The organism is uncultured Porphyromonas sp., assembly GCF_938039215.1.
Taxonomy (GTDB): domain Bacteria; phylum Bacteroidota; class Bacteroidia; order Bacteroidales; family Porphyromonadaceae; genus Porphyromonas.
This window is the reverse complement of sequence record NZ_CALHVI010000027.1, coordinates 1-22,383: the sequence shown is the minus strand read 5'-3', so window position 1 is coordinate 22,383 and position 22,383 is coordinate 1. Positions and strand designations below refer to the sequence as shown.

The 22,383-nt window shown below is 56.4% G+C and carries 23 protein-coding genes; 5 read left to right on the top strand and 18 right to left on the bottom strand.

What is annotated here, in order from left to right:
• The first annotated feature begins 221 nt into the window (after window positions 1–221).
• The 4 genes from Q0336_RS03560 to cobC all read left to right on the top strand — a co-directional run bounded on the left by Q0336_RS03560 (window position 222) and on the right by cobC (window position 4,691).
• Complete coding sequence (locus Q0336_RS03560) at window positions 222–953, top strand: nitroreductase family protein (protein ID WP_298525791.1); 732 nt, start codon at window positions 222–224, stop codon at window positions 951–953.
• A gap of 82 nt (window positions 954–1,035) precedes the next feature.
• On the top strand, window positions 1,036–3,312 hold the full coding sequence (locus Q0336_RS03555; protein WP_298525789.1) for a GH92 family glycosyl hydrolase: 2,277 nt from the start codon (window positions 1,036–1,038) through the stop codon (window positions 3,310–3,312).
• Window positions 3,313–3,315: 3 nt separating this feature from the next.
• The gene (locus tag Q0336_RS03550; RefSeq protein WP_298525787.1) at window positions 3,316–4,119 is read left to right on the top strand and encodes an adenosylcobinamide-GDP ribazoletransferase; all 804 of its coding nucleotides are present in this window, start codon (window positions 3,316–3,318) and stop codon (window positions 4,117–4,119) included.
• On the top strand, window positions 4,119–4,691 hold the full coding sequence (gene cobC / locus Q0336_RS03545) for an alpha-ribazole phosphatase family protein (RefSeq protein ID WP_298525785.1): 573 nt from the start codon (window positions 4,119–4,121) through the stop codon (window positions 4,689–4,691). The genes Q0336_RS03550 and cobC overlap by 1 nt, the downstream gene beginning before the upstream one ends.
• A gap of 13 nt (window positions 4,692–4,704) precedes the next feature.
• Here cobC and gmk read toward each other — a convergent pair whose 3' ends face one another.
• The 15 genes from gmk to rpmB all read right to left on the bottom strand — a co-directional run bounded on the left by gmk (window position 4,705) and on the right by rpmB (window position 17,275).
• Window positions 4,705–5,274 (bottom strand): guanylate kinase, encoded by a 570-nt coding sequence (gene gmk / locus Q0336_RS03540; RefSeq protein ID WP_298525783.1) that lies wholly within the window; start codon window positions 5,272–5,274, stop codon window positions 4,705–4,707.
• 33 nt (window positions 5,275–5,307) lie between these two features.
• On the bottom strand, window positions 5,308–6,369 hold the full coding sequence (recA, locus tag Q0336_RS03535; RefSeq protein ID WP_298525781.1) for a recombinase RecA: 1,062 nt from the start codon (window positions 6,367–6,369) through the stop codon (window positions 5,308–5,310).
• Between the two features lie 94 nt (window positions 6,370–6,463).
• A complete protein-coding gene (locus tag Q0336_RS03530) occupies window positions 6,464–6,922 on the bottom strand; it encodes a peroxiredoxin (protein ID WP_298525779.1) in 459 nt (152 codons plus the stop codon).
• 324 nt (window positions 6,923–7,246) lie between these two features.
• Window positions 7,247–7,441, bottom strand: coding sequence for a 30S ribosomal protein S21 (gene rpsU / locus Q0336_RS03525; RefSeq protein WP_021666579.1), 195 nt, complete (start codon window positions 7,439–7,441; stop codon window positions 7,247–7,249).
• 466 nt (window positions 7,442–7,907) lie between these two features.
• Window positions 7,908–9,212 carry a replication-associated recombination protein A gene (locus Q0336_RS03520; RefSeq protein WP_298525777.1) on the bottom strand — a complete coding sequence of 435 codons (1,305 nt, stop codon included), beginning with the start codon at window positions 9,210–9,212 and terminating at the stop codon, window positions 7,908–7,910.
• Window positions 9,213–9,259: 47 nt separating this feature from the next.
• Window positions 9,260–10,300, bottom strand: a complete 1,041-nt coding sequence (locus Q0336_RS03515; RefSeq protein WP_298525775.1) for a glycosyltransferase family 2 protein — start codon at window positions 10,298–10,300, stop codon at window positions 9,260–9,262.
• A 27-nt stretch (window positions 10,301–10,327) separates the two neighbouring features.
• Entirely contained in the window at window positions 10,328–11,287 is a 960-nt protein-coding gene (locus Q0336_RS03510) for a lysophospholipid acyltransferase family protein (RefSeq protein ID WP_298525773.1), read from the bottom strand.
• A 6-nt stretch (window positions 11,288–11,293) separates the two neighbouring features.
• The gene (mtaB, locus tag Q0336_RS03505; RefSeq protein ID WP_298525771.1) at window positions 11,294–12,601 is read right to left on the bottom strand and encodes a tRNA (N(6)-L-threonylcarbamoyladenosine(37)-C(2))-methylthiotransferase MtaB; all 1,308 of its coding nucleotides are present in this window, start codon (window positions 12,599–12,601) and stop codon (window positions 11,294–11,296) included.
• Window positions 12,598–13,005, bottom strand: coding sequence for a hypothetical protein (locus Q0336_RS03500; RefSeq protein WP_298525769.1), 408 nt, complete (start codon window positions 13,003–13,005; stop codon window positions 12,598–12,600). The genes mtaB and Q0336_RS03500 overlap by 4 nt, the downstream gene beginning before the upstream one ends.
• A gap of 33 nt (window positions 13,006–13,038) precedes the next feature.
• The gene (locus tag Q0336_RS03495) at window positions 13,039–13,407 is read right to left on the bottom strand and encodes a DUF3276 family protein (RefSeq protein ID WP_298525767.1); all 369 of its coding nucleotides are present in this window, start codon (window positions 13,405–13,407) and stop codon (window positions 13,039–13,041) included.
• 425 nt (window positions 13,408–13,832) lie between these two features.
• Window positions 13,833–14,966, bottom strand: coding sequence for a metallophosphoesterase (locus Q0336_RS03490; RefSeq protein ID WP_298525765.1), 1,134 nt, complete (start codon window positions 14,964–14,966; stop codon window positions 13,833–13,835).
• 84 nt (window positions 14,967–15,050) lie between these two features.
• Window positions 15,051–16,445, bottom strand: coding sequence for an MATE family efflux transporter (locus Q0336_RS03485; RefSeq protein ID WP_298525763.1), 1,395 nt, complete (start codon window positions 16,443–16,445; stop codon window positions 15,051–15,053).
• Window positions 16,446–16,654: 209 nt separating this feature from the next.
• Window positions 16,655–16,804 carry a DUF4295 domain-containing protein gene (locus Q0336_RS03480; RefSeq protein ID WP_021666589.1) on the bottom strand — a complete coding sequence of 50 codons (150 nt, stop codon included), beginning with the start codon at window positions 16,802–16,804 and terminating at the stop codon, window positions 16,655–16,657.
• 18 nt (window positions 16,805–16,822) lie between these two features.
• Entirely contained in the window at window positions 16,823–17,011 is a 189-nt protein-coding gene (gene rpmG, locus Q0336_RS03475) for a 50S ribosomal protein L33 (protein WP_021666590.1), read from the bottom strand.
• Window positions 17,012–17,023: 12 nt separating this feature from the next.
• Complete coding sequence (gene rpmB, locus Q0336_RS03470; RefSeq protein WP_298525761.1) at window positions 17,024–17,275, bottom strand: 50S ribosomal protein L28; 252 nt, start codon at window positions 17,273–17,275, stop codon at window positions 17,024–17,026.
• A 773-nt stretch (window positions 17,276–18,048) separates the two neighbouring features.
• On the opposite strand from rpmB, the gene Q0336_RS03465 reads away from it, so the two are divergent.
• Window positions 18,049–18,420, top strand: coding sequence for a hypothetical protein (locus Q0336_RS03465; RefSeq protein WP_298525759.1), 372 nt, complete (start codon window positions 18,049–18,051; stop codon window positions 18,418–18,420).
• Window positions 18,421–18,511: 91 nt separating this feature from the next.
• Here the strand turns inward: Q0336_RS03465 and Q0336_RS03460 are convergent, their stop codons facing one another.
• The 3 genes from Q0336_RS03460 to Q0336_RS03450 form a co-directional block, all read right to left on the bottom strand.
• Window positions 18,512–20,368, bottom strand: coding sequence for an alpha-1,3-galactosidase B (locus tag Q0336_RS03460; RefSeq protein ID WP_298525757.1), 1,857 nt, complete (start codon window positions 20,366–20,368; stop codon window positions 18,512–18,514).
• 254 nt (window positions 20,369–20,622) lie between these two features.
• The gene (locus tag Q0336_RS03455; protein ID WP_298525755.1) at window positions 20,623–22,053 is read right to left on the bottom strand and encodes an aspartate ammonia-lyase; all 1,431 of its coding nucleotides are present in this window, start codon (window positions 22,051–22,053) and stop codon (window positions 20,623–20,625) included.
• A 26-nt stretch (window positions 22,054–22,079) separates the two neighbouring features.
• Window positions 22,080–22,383 (bottom strand): hypothetical protein (locus Q0336_RS03450; RefSeq protein WP_298525753.1); only part of this gene is annotated, 304 nt, incomplete at its 5' end.

The following is a 22,383-nucleotide window of genomic DNA, read 5'->3' as shown; positions in this document are numbered from 1 at the left end:
GTAGGTCGGTGAGGCGACCCACAGTAGGTTTTTTCGGCGACCTACCGTAGGTCTCTTTTTGCCCCCTCCAGAAGCCCTTTGAAAAGGGGGTGTTTCAGGAGGTGGCAAACGCTTGTTGGAGCCGAGGCTAGAGGCTGGGGGCTGAGACCCTTTCGGTGCAATTACGTATTTTTGTAAAGGAGCTATCCCCGCATAAGTATCCACTTAATAATACAACCAAAATGAACTTCGAGGAAATAGTAAAGCACCGCCGTGCTGTACGCTACTATGATCCCGAGAAGCCCCTAGATACTGCTCGTGTCGAGCACTGCCTTCGTCTAGCTTCTCTTGCGCCTACGAGCTCCAACCTCCAGCTCTGGGAGTGCTACCATATCACCGACCCTGCGGTCATCGCTTCTCTTGCCCCCGCCTGCTTCTCTCAGACGGCTGTCACCACAGCGCAGCAGCTGGTGGTCTTCGTCACGAAGCCCCATCTCTGGCGCAAGCGTACCCATCAGCTCCTCGAGCTCTACCGAGCCGATACGCGCAAACATCATCCCGAGGACAAATGGGAGAAGTATGACAAGCTCCGTGCTGACTATCTGCTCAAGGTCATCCCCTTCACCTACAGCCGTGGTCTAGGGATATGGGGGCTGATCCGCAAGGGGCTCGTGCAGATCGCAGGGCTCTTCCGCCCCGTGCCACGACAGATGAGCGAAGGCGACCTCACCGCCGTTCAGCACAAGAGCTGTGCGCTGGTGGCTCAGACCTTTATGCTCGCCATGAGTAGCGAAGGCTACGATACTTGCCCGCTGGAGGGCATTGATACGCTGCGGGTGCGTCGTCTCCTAGGTCTCCCCCGAGGTACGAAGATCAATATGATCGTCTCCTGCGGTATCCGAGATGAGCGCCGCCCCCTAGGGGATCGTATCCGAGTACCCTTCGAGAGCCAATATCATCGCATCGGAGAGTAAGGATGTCTTCCCCCGAGCTCTCGCCTGAGTGCACCGCTTTGTTTTGTTTCACCTCTTCATCTTCACTAGCTTATCGTATCGGATGATTCGTAGATCCCTCTTTTTACTCGCTGCTCTAGCTCTCCTCTTCGGAGGAAGCCTATCCTCAAGTGCCCAGCGCACCTCTCGTACGACCAAGAAAAGCCTTACCAACTGGGTCAATACCCTCATCGGTACCGACTGGGTGGGGAATGTCTACCCTGGAGCCAGTGCCCCCTTCGGCATGGTGCAGCTCAGCCCTGACAATGGACGTGCGGGCTGGGACTATATCGCTGGCTACTTCTATCCCGATAGCGTCATCGCTGGCTTTAGTCATACGCACCTGAGCGGTACGGGGGCAGGAGACCTCTACGATATCTCGTACATGCCTGTTACGCTCCCTGCGCTCACCGAGGAGAGCCGTCCGCCTCTTAGCTTCGGTATGGAAGCTAAGGATCAGCGCCCGATCGGCATTCATGCTCGCTTCTCTCATGCTACTGAGGTAGCTCGAGCAGGCTACTATGCTGTGACTCTCGAGCCCTACAAGATCCGTGTTGAGCTCACGGCTACCGAGCGAGTGGGTATCCAGCGCTATACCTTCCTCGAGGATGCGGACTCCGCCTGCATCATCCTCAATCTAGACAAGGCGACGAACTGGGACCGCACCGTCAATAGCGACGCTCGATCCATCTCCCCTACACAGATCGTAGGCTTCCGCTACTCCGATGGCTGGGCTCGTGACCAGAAGGTGTACTTCTCTACCAAGCTCTCACGCCCTGCCCTTCGCATCGAGCGTACGGCTATCCCCTACACCGGCAAGGGTGTGGTCGGTAAGTCTGTAGGCTATGGTGTCATCCTCCGCCTGCACTACGGCAAGGTGCGTGCAGGCCAGTCGATCACGATCCGTACCGCTCTCTCTGGTGTAAATGAGCAAGGAGCTCAGAAGAACCTCCAAGCTGAAGCTCCGCACAACGACTTCGATCGCTACCGCCAAGAGGCTACTGTCGCTTGGGATAAGCGCCTAGGACAGGTGACCCTAGATGCTAAGACCCCTGATAGCCTTCGCCGTGTCTTCTATACCGCTCTCTACCGCTCGCAGATCTGCCCCACCATCTACAGCGATGTCGATGGACGCTACCTAGGTGCTGATCGCAATATCCATCAGGCGCGGCATAAGACCTACAGCACCTTCTCCCTCTGGGATACCTACCGCACCGCCCATCCGCTCTATGCCCTCCTTCGCCCAAATGAGGCTCGTGCTATGGTAGCTTCCCTCGTAGACTTCGGAGAGCAGAACTCAGGGCATCTCCCCGTGTGGAATATGTTCGCCTCGGAGACCGACATGATGATCGGTCACCATTCGATCCCCGTCATCGTCGAGGCCGTGCTCAAGGGGATCTATGTGCCCCGAGACAAGGCAAAGCTCCTAAGCCTGCTCCGCTCCACGGCGGAGCGCAAGGGCTACCGTGGCCTCGATAGCTACCAGCGCCTCGGCTACATCCCCGCAGACGAAGAGGAGGAGAGTGTCTCGAAGACCCTAGAGTATGCCTACGATGATGCCGCTATCGCTCGCTATGCCCGCTGGATGGGGGATGAGGCTGTGGCTCGTCGCTACGAAGAGCGTGCACGCTCCTGGGCTAATCTATGGGATGCAAAGACGGGCTTCTTCGCTCCTCGCTCCGAGAAGACGGGCTTCCTCCCCGACTTCGATCCCTTTGCCTACTCCAAGGCCTTCACCGAGAGCAATGCCTATCAGTACCTCTTCAACGTCCAGCACGATGTCGCAGGGCTGGATAGCCTCATGGGCAGACAGCTGGGGAAGCGCCTCGATGAATTCTTCGGAGCGGCTACGCCCAAGCACATCAAGCTGCCTATCTTCTCTACGGGGATGATCGGGCAGTATGCCCATGGCAATGAGCCAGGTCATCATGTAATCTTCCTCTACAATCACGCTCGTCAGCCTTGGCGCACAGCCGAGCTGACCCACCATGTCCTCCGCCAGCTCTACACCGAGCGACCCGACGGGATCTGTGGGAATGAAGACTGTGGACAGATGTCTGCTTGGTATGTGATGGCAGCCCTAGGTATCTACCCCGTCGATCCCCTCGATGGGAAGTATGAGCTAGTGACCCCGCTCTTCGAAGAAGCACGTATTCAGCTCCCAGGAGGTAAGTTCCTCACGATCCGTGCGCCCCGTACTTCAGCGAATGAGCAGTACACGGCTTCCGTATCCTTCAATGGGAAGCCCCTTCGCCGCTCCTACCTTACGTACGAAGAACTTCGTGAGGGCGGAACGATTGACTTCACCCTAACCTCTGAGCGAGGGAAGATCTGGTACTAGGAGATGGAAGGACAGCGCTCACACCTCGGGGCCTTCCTCGCTGCAGGAAGCCTCTTCACTCGCCTTCCCTTCTGGCGACTTAGGGAGCTGAGGCAGGAGGACTACGAAGATGCCCTGAGCTGGTGGCCCGTGATGGGACTTATCACAGGCGGGGTACTTGCGGGGAGCTTCTACCTATATAGCCAAGTCTTACCCGTGGAGGTTGCGCTAGTTCTGGCACTAGCATCTCGCCTCATCCTTACGGGGGCTTTCCACGAAGATGGACTAGGGGATTTCTTCGATGGCTTCGGTGGTGGACGAACGAAGGAGCAGATCCTCGCCATCATGAAGGATAGCCACGTGGGCTCCTACGCTGTGCTGGCTTTCGTTCTCTATTACCTCATTTATTGGAGTAGTGCTACCTCGATCCCAGGGGACATCCTTCCCTTCATCCTCCTCTCGTGCGATGTGGCGGGCAAGTGCTTCTCCTTCCTACAAGTGCAGCTCCTTCCCTATGCTCGTCGGACAGAGGAGTGCAAGGTTGGGGTGGTCTATCGTAAGGCAGGATTACTTCCGCTCTCCCTTGCGCTTCTTGTGCTCATCGCTACACAAGGGGTGGCCTATTTCCTATTGTCCCTATCTGTGGAGCGCCCTTATGTGTGGCTGACCTTCCTCCTCCCGTTTGTGACTTCCCTTGGGCTGATCAGCTATATTCGTCGGCGCATCGGAGGCTATACGGGTGATACGTGTGGGGCGATCTGTCTGCTATCAGAGCTTGCGATGCTCCTAGGCTATACCATCTATGCCCAGATGATCTCTCTGTACTGATGCGCCTACATCTCATCAGACATACTACGCCAGATGTCCCCGCAGGAGTCTGCTACGGACAGTCGGATGTTCCTCTAGCTACTACCTTCACCTCCGAGGCAAGGGAGGTAAAGACACGGCTGAGTACGCTCCTTGAGGGGAGGGTACCCAGCCGTGTCTATTCTAGCCCACTCTCCCGCTGTATGCGCTTGGCAGAAGCTTGTGGCTACCCCGATCCACTGAAGGATGACCGACTGATGGAGCTTAACTTCGGAGCATGGGAGCTACAGCGCTTCGATGCTATTACTGATCCTCAGCTTGAGCGGTGGTATGCCGATTATCTCTATGAAGCTCCTACGGGCGGAGAGAGCTTCCATGAGCAAGTACTTCGTGTAGCCTCCTTCCTCGATGAACTAAGAGCCAACAAGAGGGGAGCAAGCATGGAAACGGAAAACTCCCCCACGGGCGAAGCTCTTGTCTTCACCCATGGGGGAGTCTTGCTGGGGGCTGGCATCTGGGCGGGGCTCTTCTCTATGGAAGAAGCCTTCGACCACCGAGTTCCTTATGGCGGGATACTTACGCTAGAGATCTAATACCAGAGGCTGTCTAAGCCGAGAGGAAGCTACGTATCGTCTCGTAGAACTCCTGATAGCAACGCTCCAGATCATCATTGACAAGCACCCGATCGAAGCGCTGGGCATAGCTCAGCTCCAGCTCTGCTTTCGAGAGGCGCTCCTCGATGACCTCCGCACTATCGGTCTGACGACCGACCAGGCGACGGCGTAGCTCTTCGAGGGAGGGAGGCTGGATGAAGAGGCTCAGCGCCTCAGCGCCGTATGCCTCCTTGATATTCACTCCACCAACACAGTCTACATCGAAGATAACTCGATCTCCTTCAGCGATGCGTCGATCGACTTCGGAGCGTAGTGTGCCGTAGTAGCGTCCAGGATAGACCTCTTCGTACTCGAGGAAGTCTCCTCGCTCGATCCCCGCACGGAACTCCTCGGGTGAGAAGAAGTAGTACTCCACTCCGTGCTGCTCCTGCCCTCGAGGTGCTCGGCTGGTAGCCGAGACGGAGAAGCGCAGGCGAAGCTCGGGATGCTCCGAGAGGAGGCGGGAGATGAGGGTGCTCTTCCCCGTGCCCGAGGGAGCTGAGATGATGATTAGCTTGCCCATAGATCTAGGATTAGTTGTGCAGAAGAGAGGGGATTAATCCTCGTCTTCGTCCTCATCCTTAGTAGCCTTCTTCTTGCGCTTATCCTTGGCAGAAGATGCATTCTTCAGACGCTCGGTGATCTTCTGAGTCAGCTCTTCGAGCAGCTCGGGATTATCGGCGAGGGTTTCCTTAGCCTTCTCCTTACCTTGACCGAGCTTGGTAGCTCCGTAGCTGTACCACGAACCACTCTTCTTGATGAGGTCTTCGGATTCGCCGAGGTCAATGATTTCGCCGAGGCGGGAGATGCCCTGCCCGTAGAGGATCTCGAAGAGAGCGACACGGAAGGGGGGAGCGACCTTGTTCTTGACGACCTTGACACGGGTCAGGTTACCATAGACTTCATCCCCATCCTTGAGCTGACCAGCACGGCGGATGTCGAGACGTACCGAGGCATAGAACTTCAGAGCGTTCCCCCCAGTCGTCGTTTCTGATGGGCCGTACATATTGCCCCCGATCTTCTCACGGAGCTGGTTGATGAAGATACAAGCGGTGTTGGACTTGCTAATAGCACCAGTGATCTTGCGAAGAGCCTGAGACATCAGACGAGCCTGCAGACCGACCTTAGCTTCACCCATATCCCCTTCGATCTCCTGCTTAGGTACAAGGGCAGCGACGGAGTCGATGATCACTAGGTCGACGGCACCAGAGCGAATGACCTGCTCGGCGATGTCAAGGGCCTGCTCCCCGTTGTCTGGCTGGGAGATATATAGGTTGTCCATGTCTACCCCAAGAGCCTCAGCATAGGTGGGGTCGAAGGCGTGCTCTGCGTCGATGATGATCGCCTTGCCGCCGAGCTTCTGTGCCTCGGCGATGGCATGGATGGCCAGGGTGGTCTTACCCGAAGATTCTGGACCATAGATCTCGATGATACGGCCACGAGGGTAGCCTCCTACCCCGAGGGCGTTGTCTAGGGTGATGGATCCCGAGGGGATGACACTTACATCGGTGACGGGGCGAGCGCCCATGTTCATCACGGCACCTTTGCCGTAGGTCTTCTCGATCTTCGCTAGAGCGGTCTCGAGGGTCTTGAGTTTAGCTGCTTCTTCGGCGGACATATCTTTTGAGCTCTTGGAGAGCTTTTCTTTGGTTACTTCACTCATGGTGATTGGATAGCTTTTTGTGTTGGGGGGGATGGGGGGAGTCTCGCGGTTAGGCTCCGAGGATCTGCTGGGCATGATCCTTGGTGCTCACCTCCTTGCCTCGGATGATGCGCTCGATCTCGTGCTGTGCATTGATGACGAAGGTCGTGCGCTCGGTGCCCATGTACTTACGGCCGTACATGCTCTTCTCGATCCAAGTACCGAAGAGCTCGTTGAGCTGGACATCGGTGTCGGCGATGAGGCGGAAGGGCAGGTCATACTTCGTGCGGAAGTTCACATGACTCTTGGCGGAGTCACGGCTGACCCCGATGATCTCGTAGCCAGCGGCTCGCAGTTCGCTGTAGCCATCACGCAGGCTGCAGGCCTGAGCGGTGCAGCCCGAAGTGTTATCCTTGGGATAGAAGTAAAGGACGATCTTCTTGTCTGGGTAGTCCGAGAGACGTACTTCCTTGCCCTCTTGGTCAAGGCCAAGTAGGTCGGGGACTTGATCCCCTATGTTGAATGCCATAGATACGTATGTATTGGGGTGATGAAGGGGATAAATTCCCCTAGATAAACTGATAATACAAAAATACACAAATACCCCGAACCGCCCCGTGCTCCTAGCCTATGCCACGGAGGGATACGAAGAGACACCGCCGGTCGGTCATCCGAGATGACTGACCAGCGGTGTCTTATAGCTTGCTTGATCCTTGGTCGACGACCTCTGACCTGTGTGGGAGAGAGGAGGCGCTTAGGGTAGCCTCGTAATCGAGGGGCTTATCGACTTCACCTCAGGGATGAGCCCTCGGGGTGAAGAGAAGCAAGGGGGCGCGAAGCCCGAAGTCCTCTACTACTGCTCTTCTGCCTGCTGCAGCTGCTTGACGTAGACGGCCTTCTCCATCTTCTTGCGTCGAGCTACAGAGGGCTTGATGAACGCCTGACGTGCACGAAGCGCACGTACAGCACCCGTCTTCTCAAACTTTCTCTTGAATCTTCTCAGAGCCTTTTCGATGTTTTCGCCCTCTTTTACTGGAACTACGATCATAATGTCTTACTTATCTTGTTTTATTGTTATAGTTTCGCTTACCGCAGAGAGTGGGGTACACTCTAATGAGTGAGCAAAATTACTAATACTTTGGCGAATACGCAAACCAGCAGGGCTTATCCATCATCACACGACGCTTGAGGATCAGCCCCCGTTGAGGCTCAGCTATACGAGGGGGACTGGGTGTGAAGAAGAAGCCTTCCTGATCGCCTCCCTTAGTGGTCTACTTCCCAGCTGTCAAGCGACTTCTAAGCAGGTCTCTGACCGACCTTCGAGCGACCGCCAAAAAAACCTACGGTAGGTCGCAACTAAAACCTACTGTGGGTCGCCTCACCGACCTACCGTAGGTCGTAAGAGCGACCTACCGTGGATCCCTTTTGGGGGGTAGAGAAGAGAGAAGGCGAGTCCTAGAGGACTCGCCTTCTTTTCATAGCCGAACGTACGGGCTAATGTGCTTGGATGGGAATTATTTCTTCGCCTCGGGAGTGAAGCGACTTCCCCAGCGCTGACGCTGACGCTCCATCATCTTGGCTTCGGAGGCATTGGCTTCGTCCGAGACCCAAAAGCGCTGGGAGAGGAGCGAGGAGGGAAGGTACTCCTGCTGGACGAAGTGTCCAGGGTAGTCGTGGGCATAGCGGTAGCCTTCTCCATAGCCTAGATCGCTCATCAGTTCGGTGGGCGCATTACGCAGGTGAAGCGGTACGGGGAGGTTGCCCGTCTGCTTGACCAGTGCAAGGGCTTTGTTGATCGCCATATAAGCCGAATTGCTCTTCTCAGAGGTGGCAAGATAGATGACGGTCTCAGCCAGCGGGATGCGTCCCTCGGGCCAACCAATCCGCTCCAGAGTCTCGGCGCAGGCCGTGGCCAGTAGGAGGGCGTTCGGGTTGGCTAGCCCAATGTCTTCGGCTGCCGAGATCATCAGTCGCCGAGCGATGAAGGCGGGGTCTTCGCCCCCTTCGATGAGACGAGCCAGCCAATAGATCGCTGCATCGGGATCGCTCCCTCGGATGCTCTTGATCAGAGCCGAGGCGATGTCGTAGTGGAGTTCTCCGCCCTTGTCGAAGGCAATAGGATTGGTCTGCACCCGATCGCTGACCAGCGCATCGGTCAGGTGGAGTGGGTCATCGATGGTAGAGAGGACTACGAGCTCGAGGATGTTGAGCGCACGACGGGCATCACCCCCCGCATAGCGGAGGAGCATCTCCGTCTCTGTGAGCTCGACATGCCGACGGGAGAGTAGTTCGTCCGTCTCGAGGGCGTGCCGTAGCAGGGCTAGGAGCTCCTCTCTGTCGAGGGGCTTCAGCGTGTAGACCTGACAGCGAGAGAGGAGCGGACGGATGACTTCAAAGCTGGGATTCTCTGTCGTCGCTCCGATGAGGGTGACAAGTCCTTGCTCTACAGCCGCAAGAAGCGAATCCTGCTGGCTCTTGCTGAAGCGATGGATCTCATCAATGAAGAGGATGGGTCGGACAGACGAACCGAAGATACCCCCTTGCTCGCTCTGGATACGCTCCAGCACTTCACGCACATCCTTTACCCCCGAATGTACAGCGCTCAGCGAATGGAACGAGGTCTCTAGGCTACGAGCGATGATCTCCGCTAGCGTAGTCTTCCCAACTCCTGGGGGACCCCAGAAGATCATCGAGGGTAGGCGCTGCTGCTCGATCATCGGGCGCAGGATGCCCTGTGGCCCCACGAGATGGGACTGCCCGTAGTAGTGCTCGAGGCTGGTCGGGCGCATACGTTCGGCAAGAGGCTTTAGCGAAGTCATAGGGTGGGGAGTATAAGCGTGGGGTGGGTGGAGTAGGGGTGGGTCGCCTACTTAGGGAGCTGGCTATAGCGCTTGCGCCCTCGGAGGTAGTACTGCACGATGATGCTGTAAGGCTTCATCAGATCCTTGGAGATCTTGGCCGTGGTCTTCGATAGGTTCTCACCACGTACACGCTCATAGCGGATGCGTTTGATCAAGAAGCAACGCCAAGCCTCTAGCACGGCGAAGCAGTGGCGAGGCTGGAGCTTCACCAGATAGACCAGCGCTGCGAGGAAGTCAAGGAAGACCCTGAGCAGGAGCACGGTATAGAGGCGAGGAGCGGGGAGGTTCTTATAGATCATCAAGAGGTTGTTGCGGAAGTTCAGGAAGACCTTCCGTGGGCTCTCGGCGGAGAGACTTGCCCCACCTACATGATAGACGACAGAGCTCGGAGCATAGACGATGCGCCCTCCACGAGCGAGGATGCGCCAGCAGAGGTCGATCTCCTCTTGATGGGCGAAGAAGATGGGGTCGAGCCCTCCTGCTTCGAGGTAAGCCGCCCTGCGGATGATGAGGCAGGCCCCCGAAGCCCAGAAGAGATCCGCTGGGCTGGAGTATTGGCCTTGGTCCTGCTCTACGACGGAGAGGATGCGCCCCCGACAGAAGGGGTAGCCTAGGGTGTCGATATAGCCACCAGCAGCGCCTGCATACTCGAAGTCTTGGGGGGAACGCTGGGCACGTATCGTAGGCTGTACTGCGGTGATTGAAGGGTCAGAGGCGAGGAGCTGTAGGGGCTCACGGAGCCAACCTTCGCTGAGCTCCACATCGCTGTTCAGTAGGACAACGGTCTCGTAGTCTAGTTCGGCGATGGCCTTGTTGTAGCCAGCTGCGAAGCCATAGTTTTCGGTGAATTCGACGAGGCGCACCTCTGGGTAATGCTCCCGAACGAAGGTGACAGACTCGTCGGTAGAGCCGTTGTCGATGATGATGAGGTCAGCTTCCTCGGGGGTGAACTTGACCCAAGAAGGAAGGAAGGTCCGGAGGAGCTCAAGACCATTCCAGTTAAGGACGAGCACAGCCACGTCCTTGGGGAGAGTGGGGGAGGGCATAGCGTAGTAAGTAGTAGTGTGTGTAGTTTAAGTGTGTTCCTCTCGGAGTAAGGCCTCCAGTCGAGGACTATGGACGGCCTTGGGATAGTTAGACAAGGGGCGCTTCCATCGCTTGTGCGACCAGAGCCATGGAGCAGGATCCCGCTGTATGTTGGCCTCCAGCAGTCGGGCATACCGCTCCGTGACTGTGAAGGGTGGAAGTTCCCCTTCCTCGGGATCATAGAAGGGGATATAGCGGGCGACGAACTGGATAGGGCTCTTTCGCTCGATGTCGAGGTAGAAGATCGGGAGCCGATACCTCTTCCCCAGACGCTCGATCCCATCGAGGATGGCCGTCGGCTGGTGGAGGAAGTCGGTGAAGTAGTTAGCGTGATCGATCCCTGGGGATTGGTCGGAGATCATGGCGATGAGTCCATGTGTATCCTCGGGGGCATCTAGGTAAGCTCTTAGGTGACGGATGATCTTGTCCTTCTCGATGATCTCCGCACCGAAGCGCTGTCGTTGCTCGGCGAAGAGCCGGTCAATGGCTTGATTCTTTTGCTTGCGATAGACCTGCCCTAGACGATAGCCGATGGTGGCCAGCTGCGTCTGCCCAGAGCTGAAGAGCTCCCAGTTGCCGTAGTGTCCGAGGGCAACGAGTACACAGCGGTAGCGCTTCGCAGCCTCCTCTAGAGGGGAGAGGTCTGGGAAGATAAGATGCTCCGAGGCGATACGCTCGGGACTCTGATGAAGGAGCTTGGGTGTGGAGAGGAAGTTGTAGGCGAACTGCCGATAGAAGTCCCGCTCGATCTGCCGTAGCTCCTCGGTACTCTTCTCGGGGAAGCTCTTACGCAGGTTGGTGCGGACGGTCCCTCTTCGATAGCCGATCCCTTGGTCAAGGAGCAGGGCGACAGCTCGGCATAGCCCATGGAGGAGGCTCCAAGGCAGTCGAGCTAGCATAGCGAAGACGAGCTTGAGGAGGTAGTAGCCTATGCGGTCCATCATCATGAGTGCTTAGAGGACAAAGGTGCCCGAGGCATCTAGAGAATGAGGGGTACGTCGGGTCGTCGTGCCTATAGCCTCTTCGTCATAAGGCTGGGCGACACGGATGTAATTCTCGCTGTGCCCCATCATGAGCCCGTTGTAGTTGCCATGCTCCCAGATGACGGTGAGTGGTCGGCCGAGATTAGCACGGTAGAAGTCCTTGAGACGCTCCTCGGAGAGGTGCATGAGTCGCTGGCTTCGCTTGTGCTTGTCCTGTGGGGAGACGGCGTGGTCGATAGCGAGTGCTGCCGTACCCTCTCGCTCAGAATAGCTGAAGACATGGAGCTGAGAGAAGGGAAGGCTCTCCAGAAAGCGATAGCAATCCTCGAAGTACTCCGCTCGCTCTCCTCGTGTGCCGACGATGACATCTATACCGATGAAGGCATGGGGCAAGAGCTCACGGATGAGCGAAACACGGGAGCGGAAGAGCTCCGTGTCGTAGCGTCGCTTCATGAGGCGAAGCACCTCATCGCTCCCGCTTTGGAGGGGGATGTGGAAGTGGGGGGCTATGCGCCGAGAGTGGGCGCAGTACTCGATGATCTCTTCGCTGAGGAGGTTGGGTTCGATGGATCCGATGCGGAAGCGCTCGATCCCTTCTACCTCGTCAAGGGCACGTATGAGCCCGAAGAAGTCTTCACCCCTGCCTCGTCCGAAGTCTCCGATATTCACCCCTGTGAGCACGATCTCACGAGCGCCGACGGAGGCGATGCGCTCGGCTTCGGTGACGATCTCTTGGATCGTCCCGCTGCGGCTTCGCCCTCGGGCCTTGGGGATGGTACAGTAGGTGCAGTGGTAGTCACAGCCGTCCTGCACCTTGAGGAAATGGCGGGTGCGCTCATCCGAAGAGGAGCTGAGACGGAAAGAGCGAATGTCCTTCGTTCGGCTGTGGATGATGTTGGTGGAAGGTTGGCTGGAGTTCGATAGGTCGAGGTACTCGGCTAGATCCAGCTTCTTCTCCGCTCCGATGACGAGATCCACGCCCTCGATATCCGCTACTTCCTCGGGACTTAGCTGGGCATAGCAGCCCGTGACGATGACGAAGGCATCGGGATGCTCCCGAGTAGCCTTGCGGATCATCGTGCGGCACTTCTTGTCGGCCAGCTCGGTGACGGAGCAGGTGTTGATGACGCAGATATCCGCTTGCTCCTGAGGCCGCACGCTTCGGATGCCCTGCGCTAGGAGAGCACGTCCGATCGTGGAGGTCTCAGCGAAGTTCAGTTTGCAGCCCAGCGTATAATAGGCTGCTTTCTTGTCTTCGAATACGGAGGTGTCGGTCATCGTCTGAGGAGGATGATCTCTCGGAGATAAGGATGGATGGAGAGGATAAGTGAAAGGCCAAGGCCCGTGTAGAAGCCCGTGATGAACGAAGGGGGAGCGAGCTCCAGAAGGCGGATCGTCACACCGAGGGCGATCATCCCGCACATGATGATCCAAGCCGAGCGGGTGAAGCAGTGGTACCAGCGGAGCTCTGCCTCGGAGCGCTGAGTGAGGCTGGAGAGGTTGCGCTGGACGACACGGGGGAAGATGAAGCCTGCGAAGAAGAGCAGACTCCCTACAGCCCAGAGTGAACTCACTAGGAGATGCTCCTCGCTGGGCCAACCCATGAGGCCGATGCGTAGGACATTAGCTCCTGCGACGAACCACAGCAGGGAGGCTAGGGCATATAGCTTCTTTCGGCTCATAGTCTTTGGCTTGTGCTTGGGGTTAGAGCGGGATTAGGCTTCATCGGTCCAATCTAGATCAATAGACTGAAGCTGGAGGTCTTCGTCCGAGAGTGACTCTGTGGTCAGTTCGTCGGAGCTGGAGACTTCTTCGGATGCGAAGGTGGGGAGCTCCCGCAATGCACCCTCGGAGACCTGAAGGATCGTCTCCAGTAGTGCCTCTGAGACCTTGGCGAAGTCTTCTTCGTAGATGAAGATGCGGTGACGCTCTAGCTTCCCCTCGCCCTCCTTGAGCTTGGTCTCTGAGAGGACGATGTATTTATTGCCCTTGCTGTCGAGCTTAGCGTCGATGTAGTAGTATCGGGTCCCTGCCTTGATCTTTCGGGAGGCTAGGAGGGTGGATCCCCCCCAGTCTTTATCCATATTCATCATATATGATTGTTCGTCATAGATTGTATGATACGAAGGTACGCAAATACCTTAGTATTTTCTCAAATACTGAGCTCTTCGGGGAGCAAGGCTGATGCATCATTGCTCGAGAGCTTGATGATCATCCCGATCAGGAAGAGCTAAGTCGGGGAAGTCAGACAGAGAAGAAGTATCACTACCCAATCGTCTGTCTCTACGGGGAAGAACCCCGAGGAATAGAATGCCTCTACGAGCTGTATGGGACAGCCCTCCGAGAGGGGGCAAATAAAACCCACAGTAGGTCGCACCTGCGACCTACTGTGGGTCGATGAGACGACCCACAGTGGGTTTTTAGAGCGACCTACCGTAGGTCGCTTTTAGGGCTCTTTCTTGTGGGCGATATATGTGGCCTCTTGTGAGGGCTTAGAGCCTACTCGGCCTTACCAATAGAGATCATAGACACGGATCTCACTCCGAGTGCCTATGCGGTAGGTAGCCCCTGCCGAGCCAATGCCCGAAGAGACACAGATCTCCTTGTCGCCTACACGGCGTGTGCCCGAGGACATCCCGTAGCGCCACCACGTGAGCAGTTGGCCTGGCCAGATCTGTCCGCCGTGGGTGTGTCCACAGAGCATGAGATCTACGGGACTAGCCCCTACGCTATCTAGAGAGCCGGGGGTATGCTCGAAGAGCAGGACGGGGCGGGACGAGGGCTTGACCTGCTGGGTGATCTTGGTGAAGGGCATGCGGTCGCCTTGGATAGCATCATCTCGCCCGATGATCGCCAGCAGGCTGTCTGCAGGGTAAGCAATGCTGTCCCTTAGTAGAGTCGCCCCGATCTCCGAGACGAAGCGGATATTCTCATCGAGGCGGTCTCGGTACTCGTGGTTCCCAAGGACGAAGTACACCCCTAGCGGAGCTTGTAGCCTTCGCATAGAGCTCAGCACTCGGGGATCATAGGCATAGACCTCTCGGTGATCGATGTAGTCGCCTCCGCAAAGGATGAGGTCGGGCTTCTGCTCGAGGATGAGATCGACCGAGCGATCGATGTAGTCGGGGGTCATCGCTTCGCCGATGTGTAGATCAGAGAAGAAGACCAGACGTAGCCGCTTCTCTGCCTTAGCCCCTGGGGCGGTCAGTCGGGGGATGTAGAGGTCGCTGTGTATGACCCTAGGGTAGCGGACATTCTGATGGCCTACGACCATCGTGGAGAAGAAGACCACGAGGGTGAGGACGAAGACGGCTCTCTGGAGTCTCCTCTGTGTCTGAGGTCTAGCACCCGTGTAGAGGCCGAGGCTGCGGCGGTCGACGTACTTCATCACGTCGAAGGCAAATACTACCCCAGCGGCATACATCGAGGAGAAGAAGATATAGATGCTTCCGTTCATCACGTGGCTCATCCAATCGGCTTGGATATGCCGATGCACGAAGAGAGCTACGACGAAGAGGAGGAAGATCCCGCCTAGGATCCCCCAGAAGATGCGCCTAGCTCTTTGCCCAAGAGCACTCCCGCCTCGCCAACCAAGGTAGGGGAAGAGGAAGAGACAGCAGAGTACCGAATATAAATAGACCATAATCAAGGATGCAGGCCTAGAGCCTACGGTGTGATGCCTTAAACGAAAGGGATGAGCAGGTGAGGACGGACAGTTCAGCCCCTATTAAAGCCCCTCTTGTGAGAACTGCTTATCGAAGAGCTTGAACTGATAGTACATCAGGATCATCCCCAGTACGCCTGAGGCGATGTCTGAGAAGGGAAGTGCGATCCATACCCCCGTAGAGCCCCAGAGAAGAGGGAAGGTGAAGAGTGCAGGGAGTAGGAAGACGACCTGACGAGAGAGGCTCAAGAGGAGTGCCTTGCCTCCGAAGCCAATGCTCTGGAAGAACTGCGTGGCCGTGACTTGGAAGCCTACGAAGGCAAACCCATAGAGACAGAGCCGTAGTGCCTGGACTGAGGCTTCGATCATCTCGGGAGAGTTGGTGAAGAGTGAGGCGATCAAGCCTGGGGCAACCACCGCTACGACGGTCACGAAGGCACCGATACCGAAGTTCGTCCACGAGCAGATCTTGAAGGTCTGACGTACACGTCCGATCGCCTGAGCTCCATAGTTGTAGCCCACGATGGGCTGCATTCCTTGGGCGATACCGAGCATGAGCATGAAGCCGACCAGAGCAGCGCTGTTGATGATCCCATAGGCTCCGATAGCTCGGTCGGCCATCAGGGTATTCTCCGAATAGCGGGCTAGGGTGTCGTTGATGAGGAAGGTGATCCCGCTGCCCAAGAGTTGTAGGAAGAAGGGCGACATCCCGATGGAGAGGATCGCTAGGATCTGCTCGGAGGAGAGGCGCATATTGCGGCGGCGGAATTGCACCTCGCTCTTGCTGTCGAGGAAGTGCTGCATCACGAAGGCGGCTGATACCGCCATGGCGATGACCGTAGCCCAAGCTGCCCCTTCGATCCCCCAGCCGAAGCCGTAGATGAAGAGGGCATCGAGCACGGTATTGAGTCCCGCTCCTATGAGCATCGTGATCATCGCCTTGTAGGGATAGCCCGAGGCACGCATGATCGCATTGAAGCTGAAGCACAGTGTCGAGAAGATATTCCCCGGGATCATGATCTTCAGATAGTCGTAGGCGAAGGGGAGCGTGCGATCGTTAGCTCCGAGAGCACGGAGTATCTCATCGAGCCAGATCATCACCGGTACTAGGGTCAGTACCTGTGTGACCAGAGTCAGCAGGAGGGCATTGCTGAGGATGCGCTCTGCTGCGTCGTGTTTGTCTTCGCCGAGCAGGATGGAGACACGTGCCGAAGCACCTACTCCGATGAGCATACCGAAGGCTTGGATGAAGATCAGGATGGGGAAGGTCAGGGCTAGCCCTGTGATGGCGAATTCGCTGACACCTTGGCCGATGAAGATGCGGTCTACTACGCTGTAGAGAGCATTGACCATCGTGCCGACGACGGCGGGTACACCGTAGTGCCAGAGGAGCTTGGGGATGCGCTCATGAGCGAGTCGATCGGTGCGCTCTGTGTACTTGGTGGTGGAGGACTCCATAGGAGAGAGGGGGTTGTCGGTATTATTTGTGGACCACCATCGGCTCCCGGTGGCATGGGGATAACGATCTTGCGAAGGAGAAGAGGCTGCCCGTACTCTTTGGATGAGTGGGCAGCCTCTTCGTTAGGGGCGTCTGTGATCAGACGTGATGGAGAGATATCTAGTGCCGCTCTAGGGGAGGGCGGTATCTATTGGGATCGGGATTCTCCTTAGGAGAAGAATTCCTTGACGGCTTCGTTAGGGACCATCTCCTCCTGGAAGGTGTAAGCACCCGTCTTAGGGGACTTGACCATCTTGATTACCTTGGAGTAGGTGCGACCGTCTGCCTTCTTAAATGATGCGACTGCTTTCTTTGCCATTGTCTTGTCTCCTCGTGATTACTTGATTTCCTTATGGATCGTCATACGCTTGAGGATGGGGTTGTACTTCCGCAGCTCAAGACGTTCGGTCGTATTCTTTCTGTTCTTGGTCGTGATATAGCGAGAGGTGCCTGGCATACCACTATCCTTGTGCTCGGTGCATTCGAGGATGACCTGTACTCTGTTTCCTTTAGCTTTCTTTGCCATGATCTTTCCCTACTACTTTACTTTGATTTCACATAGATAGCCCTTCTCAGCGGCCTGACGCACAGCTGCATCGAGACCGATCTTGTTGATAAGGCGAAGGCCCGCTGCGGATACCTTGAGGACGATCCAGCATCCTTCTTCTGGCCAGAAGAACTTCTTAGTAAACAGGTTCACATCGAAGCGGCGCTTTGTCTTGCGGTTAGAGTGCGAGACATTGTTGCCGACCATGGCTTTCTTACCTGTAATCTGACAAATCTTTGACATTACTCTTATATTTTTGGTTTGTTATTTCTAACGCAATCAACGACTTGTATCAATCTCCTCTTGAGCAGAGGACTCTACAATCGGTCTGCAAAGTAAGTAAAAAATATGGATATAGACAACCTTTGCCCCGACTTCTTTTGTCTGTCAGCTTGATACCTATCTGGAGAAGCTCGGCATGTGCGCTGGAGAATTACTCTGCACGCTTGTCCCGTTGTAGAGCCATACTGTGGGAGCTTCTAGGAGGGTGCTTCGGGAGAGGTCAAATAAAACCTATTGTAGGTCGGTCGACCGACCCACGGTAGGTCGATGAGACGACCCACAGTAGGTTTTTTCGGCGACCTACCGTGGGTCGTTTTTGGCTAGCTCCGATCTCCCTTTTTTAGCGGGCTGGAGCGAGGCTCTCGGGAGGCTTCGATCTGGAGGATGAGGGCGACGGGTGGGCGGGCTTCCTGCCCCTTGGGGTGTCTCTAATTCAGATTTTCCTACCTTTGCCCCGTTATCCTAGAGGAGCGCAAGCGGCAAACCTCAGGATAGCCTACAGCCCCGAAAGCCGGGAACCTATGCCGGCCCAATCCTGATCTAGAGCGACTTCTGGCGATGGAGACGGACGACGTAGGTATGTTGGATTTAAACAAAAATTTATGACGTTGAAAGGAATTCTTTTCGGCGCATTGGCTTTCGCTGTGCTCCTCGGAGCGACCTCAGCAAGCCTACCTCATCAGCCTTCTTCTGAGGGCCTCTCGGTGGGGGACGTGCTCCCGAAAATGAAGTCTATGGACGTAGGAGATCGTGAAGCCGACTCCGCAGAGATTAGCCCCCGCTATCGCCTCATTCACTTCTGGGCAGCTTATGATGCTACCAGCCGTGCAGCGAATGCCATGTGGGATCACTTCTTCGCAGAGCAGGCTCCGCAGTCCATCCGTTTCCAAGCCATCTCGCTGGATCCAGATGAAGCTGTTTGGTCACGCACGATCGCCTTAGACCAGGTGGATCAAGAGTCGCAGCGCCATGTCGCTCAGGATGAGCGTCGCCAGTGTATGACGCATGCAGGACTCACGGGTGGACTACACACGTACCTCGTGGATGACCGTGGTGTCGTAGTAGCCGTAGATCCGACGCCAAAGGATTTAGCAAACTATCTTTAACCCCAATTATGCGTAAGAGCCACAGCTGAGGAATACCTCGGCTGTGGCTCTTGTCTTTTTGTCTCCTTATATAATGTAGCAGATTGGCGAGCTACTGGATGGTGTCGCTCGGAGCGATGTCGATGTTTCGGCACCCCTCGAAGAGGAAGCGCTTCTGGTTGGGGTGGAACTTCGGGTAGCTCGTCGTGGGCTCGATCCGATTGTCCCGCCACAGGATGCCGTCGGTGCTGATGGCATGCAGAAGGGGCGTGTCGAAGGTGCGGAAGGTGTTCTCTAGGATACGGATGCTTCCTGCTCCCTGCCCGTAGAAGGGGTGTCGCTGGGATGCAAGGTCGGGGATGATGGGGTGAATGCTGATCACAGCGCTGGTGAATTGGAAGAGGCTCGTCAGCACATCCTCGAAGAGATTGCGGCGGATCGTGACCTCCCTTGTTTGCCCCGACTCATACCACATATTATTATCGGTGCTGAAGAGGATCGCTGAGCCACTGATGTGGTCGAAGGTGTTCTCCTCGATGAGGACGGGGCGGGGTGTGTTGATGAGGATGCCTCGGGCACGATTGTGGCGCACGAGGTTGCGAGCGAAGAGGACGCTAGGGGTGCGACTGAGGTTCTCCATGCTGATCTGAAGCTCGGGGGTGTAGTCCGCTGGTAGTTCCTCCGAGAAGGTGATCCGCACTTCCCGAGCCCCTTTGAGAGCTTCCCCTTCAGCGGATGAGATGGAGCGAACGTGAAAGACACCCTCTAGCCCCTGTATGTCTCGTGAGGTGACTAGGCGCACGGAGTCTCCGATGCTAGCCCATGGGAAGCCAAACGACTGCTCGTGCATGAAGCGCCCTACGAGTGTGTGCTTCCCCTCCCGAGCGATGACCTTGAGGTAGACACCATGCACGTTGAGCGCATCATCCATCATATTCTCGAAGCGGCAACGCTCTACGGAGATCTTCCCTCGGCAGGCGACGAAGTGTGTAGCGTCGGCCTGCGTGGTGAAGTATCGTCCACCCTCGGGGCGGAGCTCTACATGGAAGCCATCCAAAGCGATGTCTTCGGAGCATTGGGCGAGGAGCCCCATCCCCTCGGCATAGTGTATCGTGATGTCGTGGAGGCGAATGTCTTGGCACCCGCTGACGAAGATGGCAGGCTGGGGACGATAGCCCGTGCGAGCAGCGAAGATCGTCCCGTCCGAGAGCTGTGCATTTCGCCAGCGAGGAGCGTAGAGTATCGCCCCCGATACCGAGTCTTTCACCCCGTACTTCTTAGCCTCTTTGCTGGTCAGCTGTCGTATGTCCCGATTGGGGAAGAGCACGTCGGAGGTGCGGTAGCACAGCTCACGAGTCTTCGGGTCGAAGGCTAGTCCGTGGTCGGGTGTCATCTGCCAGTTCGATCCGTAGGTCTCGAACTTCCCCTTGCGAGCTATGCGCCACTTCACCCAAGGCTCAGGGGTGAAGATTACCCCATGGGTCGCATCGGAGCGAAGGATACGTAGCTGGGAGATCTGAGGGTTGGTATAGTCGATCGTGAGCCCACGTAGCTCCACTCCCCGACAACTATCTAGTACGATGGGGAGCATACGATCCTCGAAGAGTAGTTCGCTACCCTCGCCTTGGAGGATGACGTGGCGCCATCCTTTTAGTAGGAGGCCTATGGGGCGAATGCCCGCATGGTCGTGGTTGGAGATGTAGTATTCACGCTCTACGGCTCCTTCGCTGGCTAGGTGGTAGCGCCCCGAAGGGAATAGGAGTTCGAGGGTGTCGGTGCCCTGCTCCAGCTCGGATTGTAGCCCTTCGAGGATCTTGCGAAGTAGGGGCGTGTAGTTCTCCGTCTTCCCTGCCTGAAGCCCGAGGGTGGATAGGTGGATCGTACGGCGAGTAGCCCCGAGTGACAGAGATAGACTAAGGAGGAGAAGGAAGGCGAGTAGCCCGTGTCGGGAGGGTGCGTTCAGGCGCATGGATCTCTATATGCTATGGAGGGAAAGAGGAAGAGGCGCAAGGGTGGCCTCTCGGGGAGAGCTGAGGAAGTGGCTAGGGATACACGGAACTAGCACCTAGGGATAAACGGAGGAAGCGCCTAGGGATGCACAGAAGTAGCTCCTTGGACAGGATGAATGAAGTAGCCCCAACTCCTTACTCTTGTTGGGTAAGAGAGTTGGGGCTACTATTCGTACTCGACCGCATGCTCAGACGGGCTGAGCGGCGGTGAAGATTAGTTCTTTGCCTTGATACCGAGGCGTACGGGCTTGATCATGTTTTCGGGAGCAAGCACCGTGTCGAGGTCTTCCTGAGATAGGATGCCGTGCTCGATGATCAAGTCATAGACACCACGACCCGTTTCGAGGGCTTCCTTAGCGATCTTCGTGGAGTTCTTGTAGCCGATGATGGGGTTGAGGGCGGTGACGATACCGATGCTGTTGCGGACATTATCACGGCACTTGTCTTCGTTGGCAGTGATGCCATCGATGCAGAGCGTGCGGAGCGTATCGAAGCCGTTGATCAGCAGGTCGATCGACTCGAAGCAGCACTGAGCCATGACGGGCTCCATAGCATTGAGCTCCATCTGTGAGGCATCGCCGGCCATGGTGACGCAGAGGTCATTCCCCATGACCTTGTAGCATACCTGGCTCATGACTTCGGGGATGACGGGGTTCACCTTACCGGGCATGATCGAGGAACCTGGCTGCATAGCGGGGAGGTTGATTTCGCCGAGACCGCAGCGAGGACCGCTGGAGAGCAGACGCAGGTCATTACAGATCTTATTGACCTTGATAGCGATGCGGCGGAGAGCTGAGCTATAGCCGACCATTTCGCTCGTGTCGCTGGTAGCGCCGACGAAGTCTTCGGTGCGGGTGATGTCCCAGCCCGTGATCTTCGCCATCGCTTCGGTGCAGTAGTCTGCATATTCGGGCTCAGAAGAGATCCCCGTACCGATAGCGGTTGCCCCCATGTTGATAGCGAGGAACTGATGAGCGGCGTAGTCGAGGTTGGCGATCTCGTGGCGCAGGATGGATGCGAAGCCACCGAAGGTCTGGCCCAGCGTCATAGGTACAGCGTCCTGTAGCTGTGTGCGACCCATCTTGACGACGCGTGCGAACTCCTTAGACTTCTTCTCTAGAGCTTCGATGAGCTGGATGAAGTGGGGACGGAGCTTGAGGTGCGAAGCGTAGAGGCCGAGGTGAATAGCCGTTGGGTAGGCATCGTTGGTAGACTGAGAGCCGTTGACGTGGTCGTTAGGAGAGAGGTACTTGAATTCGCCCTTCTCGTGACCCATGATCTCGAGGGCACGGTTGCAGATGACCTCGTTAGCGTTCATGTTGGTCGTCGTACCTGCACCACCCTGGATCATATCTACGGGGAAGTGCTGGTGGTGCTTGCCTTCGAGGAGCTCGTGGCAGGCTTGGACAATGGCGTCCTTCTGCTGATCGGTGAGCAGGCCTAGGCGATGGTTGGCGATCGCAGCGGCTTCCTTGGTCCACGCAAGGCCGTGGATGAAGAGGGGGTAGTCAGAGAGATGGAAGACGCTGATCTGGAAGTTTTCCATCCCACGGAGGGTTTGGACTCCATAGAGATGCTCGTTGCTGATCTGGCGTTCGCCGATCAGATCGCTTTCAAGGCGAAAGTCTTTGCCTGAAGTTGCCATAGTGATGTTTTGCTAATAATGAAGTATTAAACTTTACGTGCAAAGGTACAGATTTTTCTGTCTCTTGGATCAGGTAGGATTAGGGCTCTGAGTGGGGTTAAAATCGTGGTTTTGATGGCTTTGTCGAAGCGGGTGAAGATGTCGGGACGAATGCTGTGCTGGTGATGGAATATCTGTGATCTTGCTTCTCTTTTCTGAGAAAGCGCTGCAAATTGTTTTGCTGCTCGGAGCGAAGACTCGTGATCCGTCGGAGGAGTGTCAGAGAAGCCTTCGAGAAGGGGGCTTAGAAAACCTACTGTGGGTCGGTCGACCGACCCACGGTAGGTCGGT

What these genes read in the sequence shown, in the direction of transcription:
- Q0336_RS03560 (WP_298525791.1), top strand. Translation starts at nt 222, where the DNA reads ATGAACTTCGAGGAAATAGTAAAGCACCGCCGTGCTGTACGCTACTAT.
- Q0336_RS03555 (WP_298525789.1), top strand. Translation starts at nt 1,036, where the DNA reads ATGATTCGTAGATCCCTCTTTTTACTCGCTGCTCTAGCTCTCCTCTTC.
- Q0336_RS03550 (WP_298525787.1), top strand. Translation starts at nt 3,316, where the DNA reads ATGGAAGGACAGCGCTCACACCTCGGGGCCTTCCTCGCTGCAGGAAGC.
- cobC (WP_298525785.1), top strand. Translation starts at nt 4,119, where the DNA reads ATGCGCCTACATCTCATCAGACATACTACGCCAGATGTCCCCGCAGGA.
- gmk (WP_298525783.1), bottom strand. Translation starts at nt 5,274, where the DNA reads ATGGGCAAGCTAATCATCATCTCAGCTCCCTCGGGCACGGGGAAGAGC.
- recA (WP_298525781.1), bottom strand. Translation starts at nt 6,369, where the DNA reads ATGTCCGCCGAAGAAGCAGCTAAACTCAAGACCCTCGAGACCGCTCTA.
- Q0336_RS03530 (WP_298525779.1), bottom strand. Translation starts at nt 6,922, where the DNA reads ATGGCATTCAACATAGGGGATCAAGTCCCCGACCTACTTGGCCTTGAC.
- rpsU (WP_021666579.1), bottom strand. Translation starts at nt 7,441, where the DNA reads ATGATCGTAGTTCCAGTAAAAGAGGGCGAAAACATCGAAAAGGCTCTG.
- Q0336_RS03520 (WP_298525777.1), bottom strand. Translation starts at nt 9,212, where the DNA reads ATGACTTCGCTAAAGCCTCTTGCCGAACGTATGCGCCCGACCAGCCTC.
- Q0336_RS03515 (WP_298525775.1), bottom strand. Translation starts at nt 10,300, where the DNA reads ATGCCCTCCCCCACTCTCCCCAAGGACGTGGCTGTGCTCGTCCTTAAC.
- Q0336_RS03510 (WP_298525773.1), bottom strand. Translation starts at nt 11,287, where the DNA reads ATGATGATGGACCGCATAGGCTACTACCTCCTCAAGCTCGTCTTCGCT.
- mtaB (WP_298525771.1), bottom strand. Translation starts at nt 12,601, where the DNA reads ATGACCGACACCTCCGTATTCGAAGACAAGAAAGCAGCCTATTATACG.
- Q0336_RS03500 (WP_298525769.1), bottom strand. Translation starts at nt 13,005, where the DNA reads ATGAGCCGAAAGAAGCTATATGCCCTAGCCTCCCTGCTGTGGTTCGTC.
- Q0336_RS03495 (WP_298525767.1), bottom strand. Translation starts at nt 13,407, where the DNA reads ATGGATAAAGACTGGGGGGGATCCACCCTCCTAGCCTCCCGAAAGATC.
- Q0336_RS03490 (WP_298525765.1), bottom strand. Translation starts at nt 14,966, where the DNA reads ATGGTCTATTTATATTCGGTACTCTGCTGTCTCTTCCTCTTCCCCTAC.
- Q0336_RS03485 (WP_298525763.1), bottom strand. Translation starts at nt 16,445, where the DNA reads ATGGAGTCCTCCACCACCAAGTACACAGAGCGCACCGATCGACTCGCT.
- Q0336_RS03480 (WP_021666589.1), bottom strand. Translation starts at nt 16,804, where the DNA reads ATGGCAAAGAAAGCAGTCGCATCATTTAAGAAGGCAGACGGTCGCACC.
- rpmG (WP_021666590.1), bottom strand. Translation starts at nt 17,011, where the DNA reads ATGGCAAAGAAAGCTAAAGGAAACAGAGTACAGGTCATCCTCGAATGC.
- rpmB (WP_298525761.1), bottom strand. Translation starts at nt 17,275, where the DNA reads ATGTCAAAGATTTGTCAGATTACAGGTAAGAAAGCCATGGTCGGCAAC.
- Q0336_RS03465 (WP_298525759.1), top strand. Translation starts at nt 18,049, where the DNA reads ATGGACGTAGGAGATCGTGAAGCCGACTCCGCAGAGATTAGCCCCCGC.
- Q0336_RS03460 (WP_298525757.1), bottom strand. Translation starts at nt 20,368, where the DNA reads ATGCGCCTGAACGCACCCTCCCGACACGGGCTACTCGCCTTCCTTCTC.
- Q0336_RS03455 (WP_298525755.1), bottom strand. Translation starts at nt 22,053, where the DNA reads ATGGCAACTTCAGGCAAAGACTTTCGCCTTGAAAGCGATCTGATCGGC.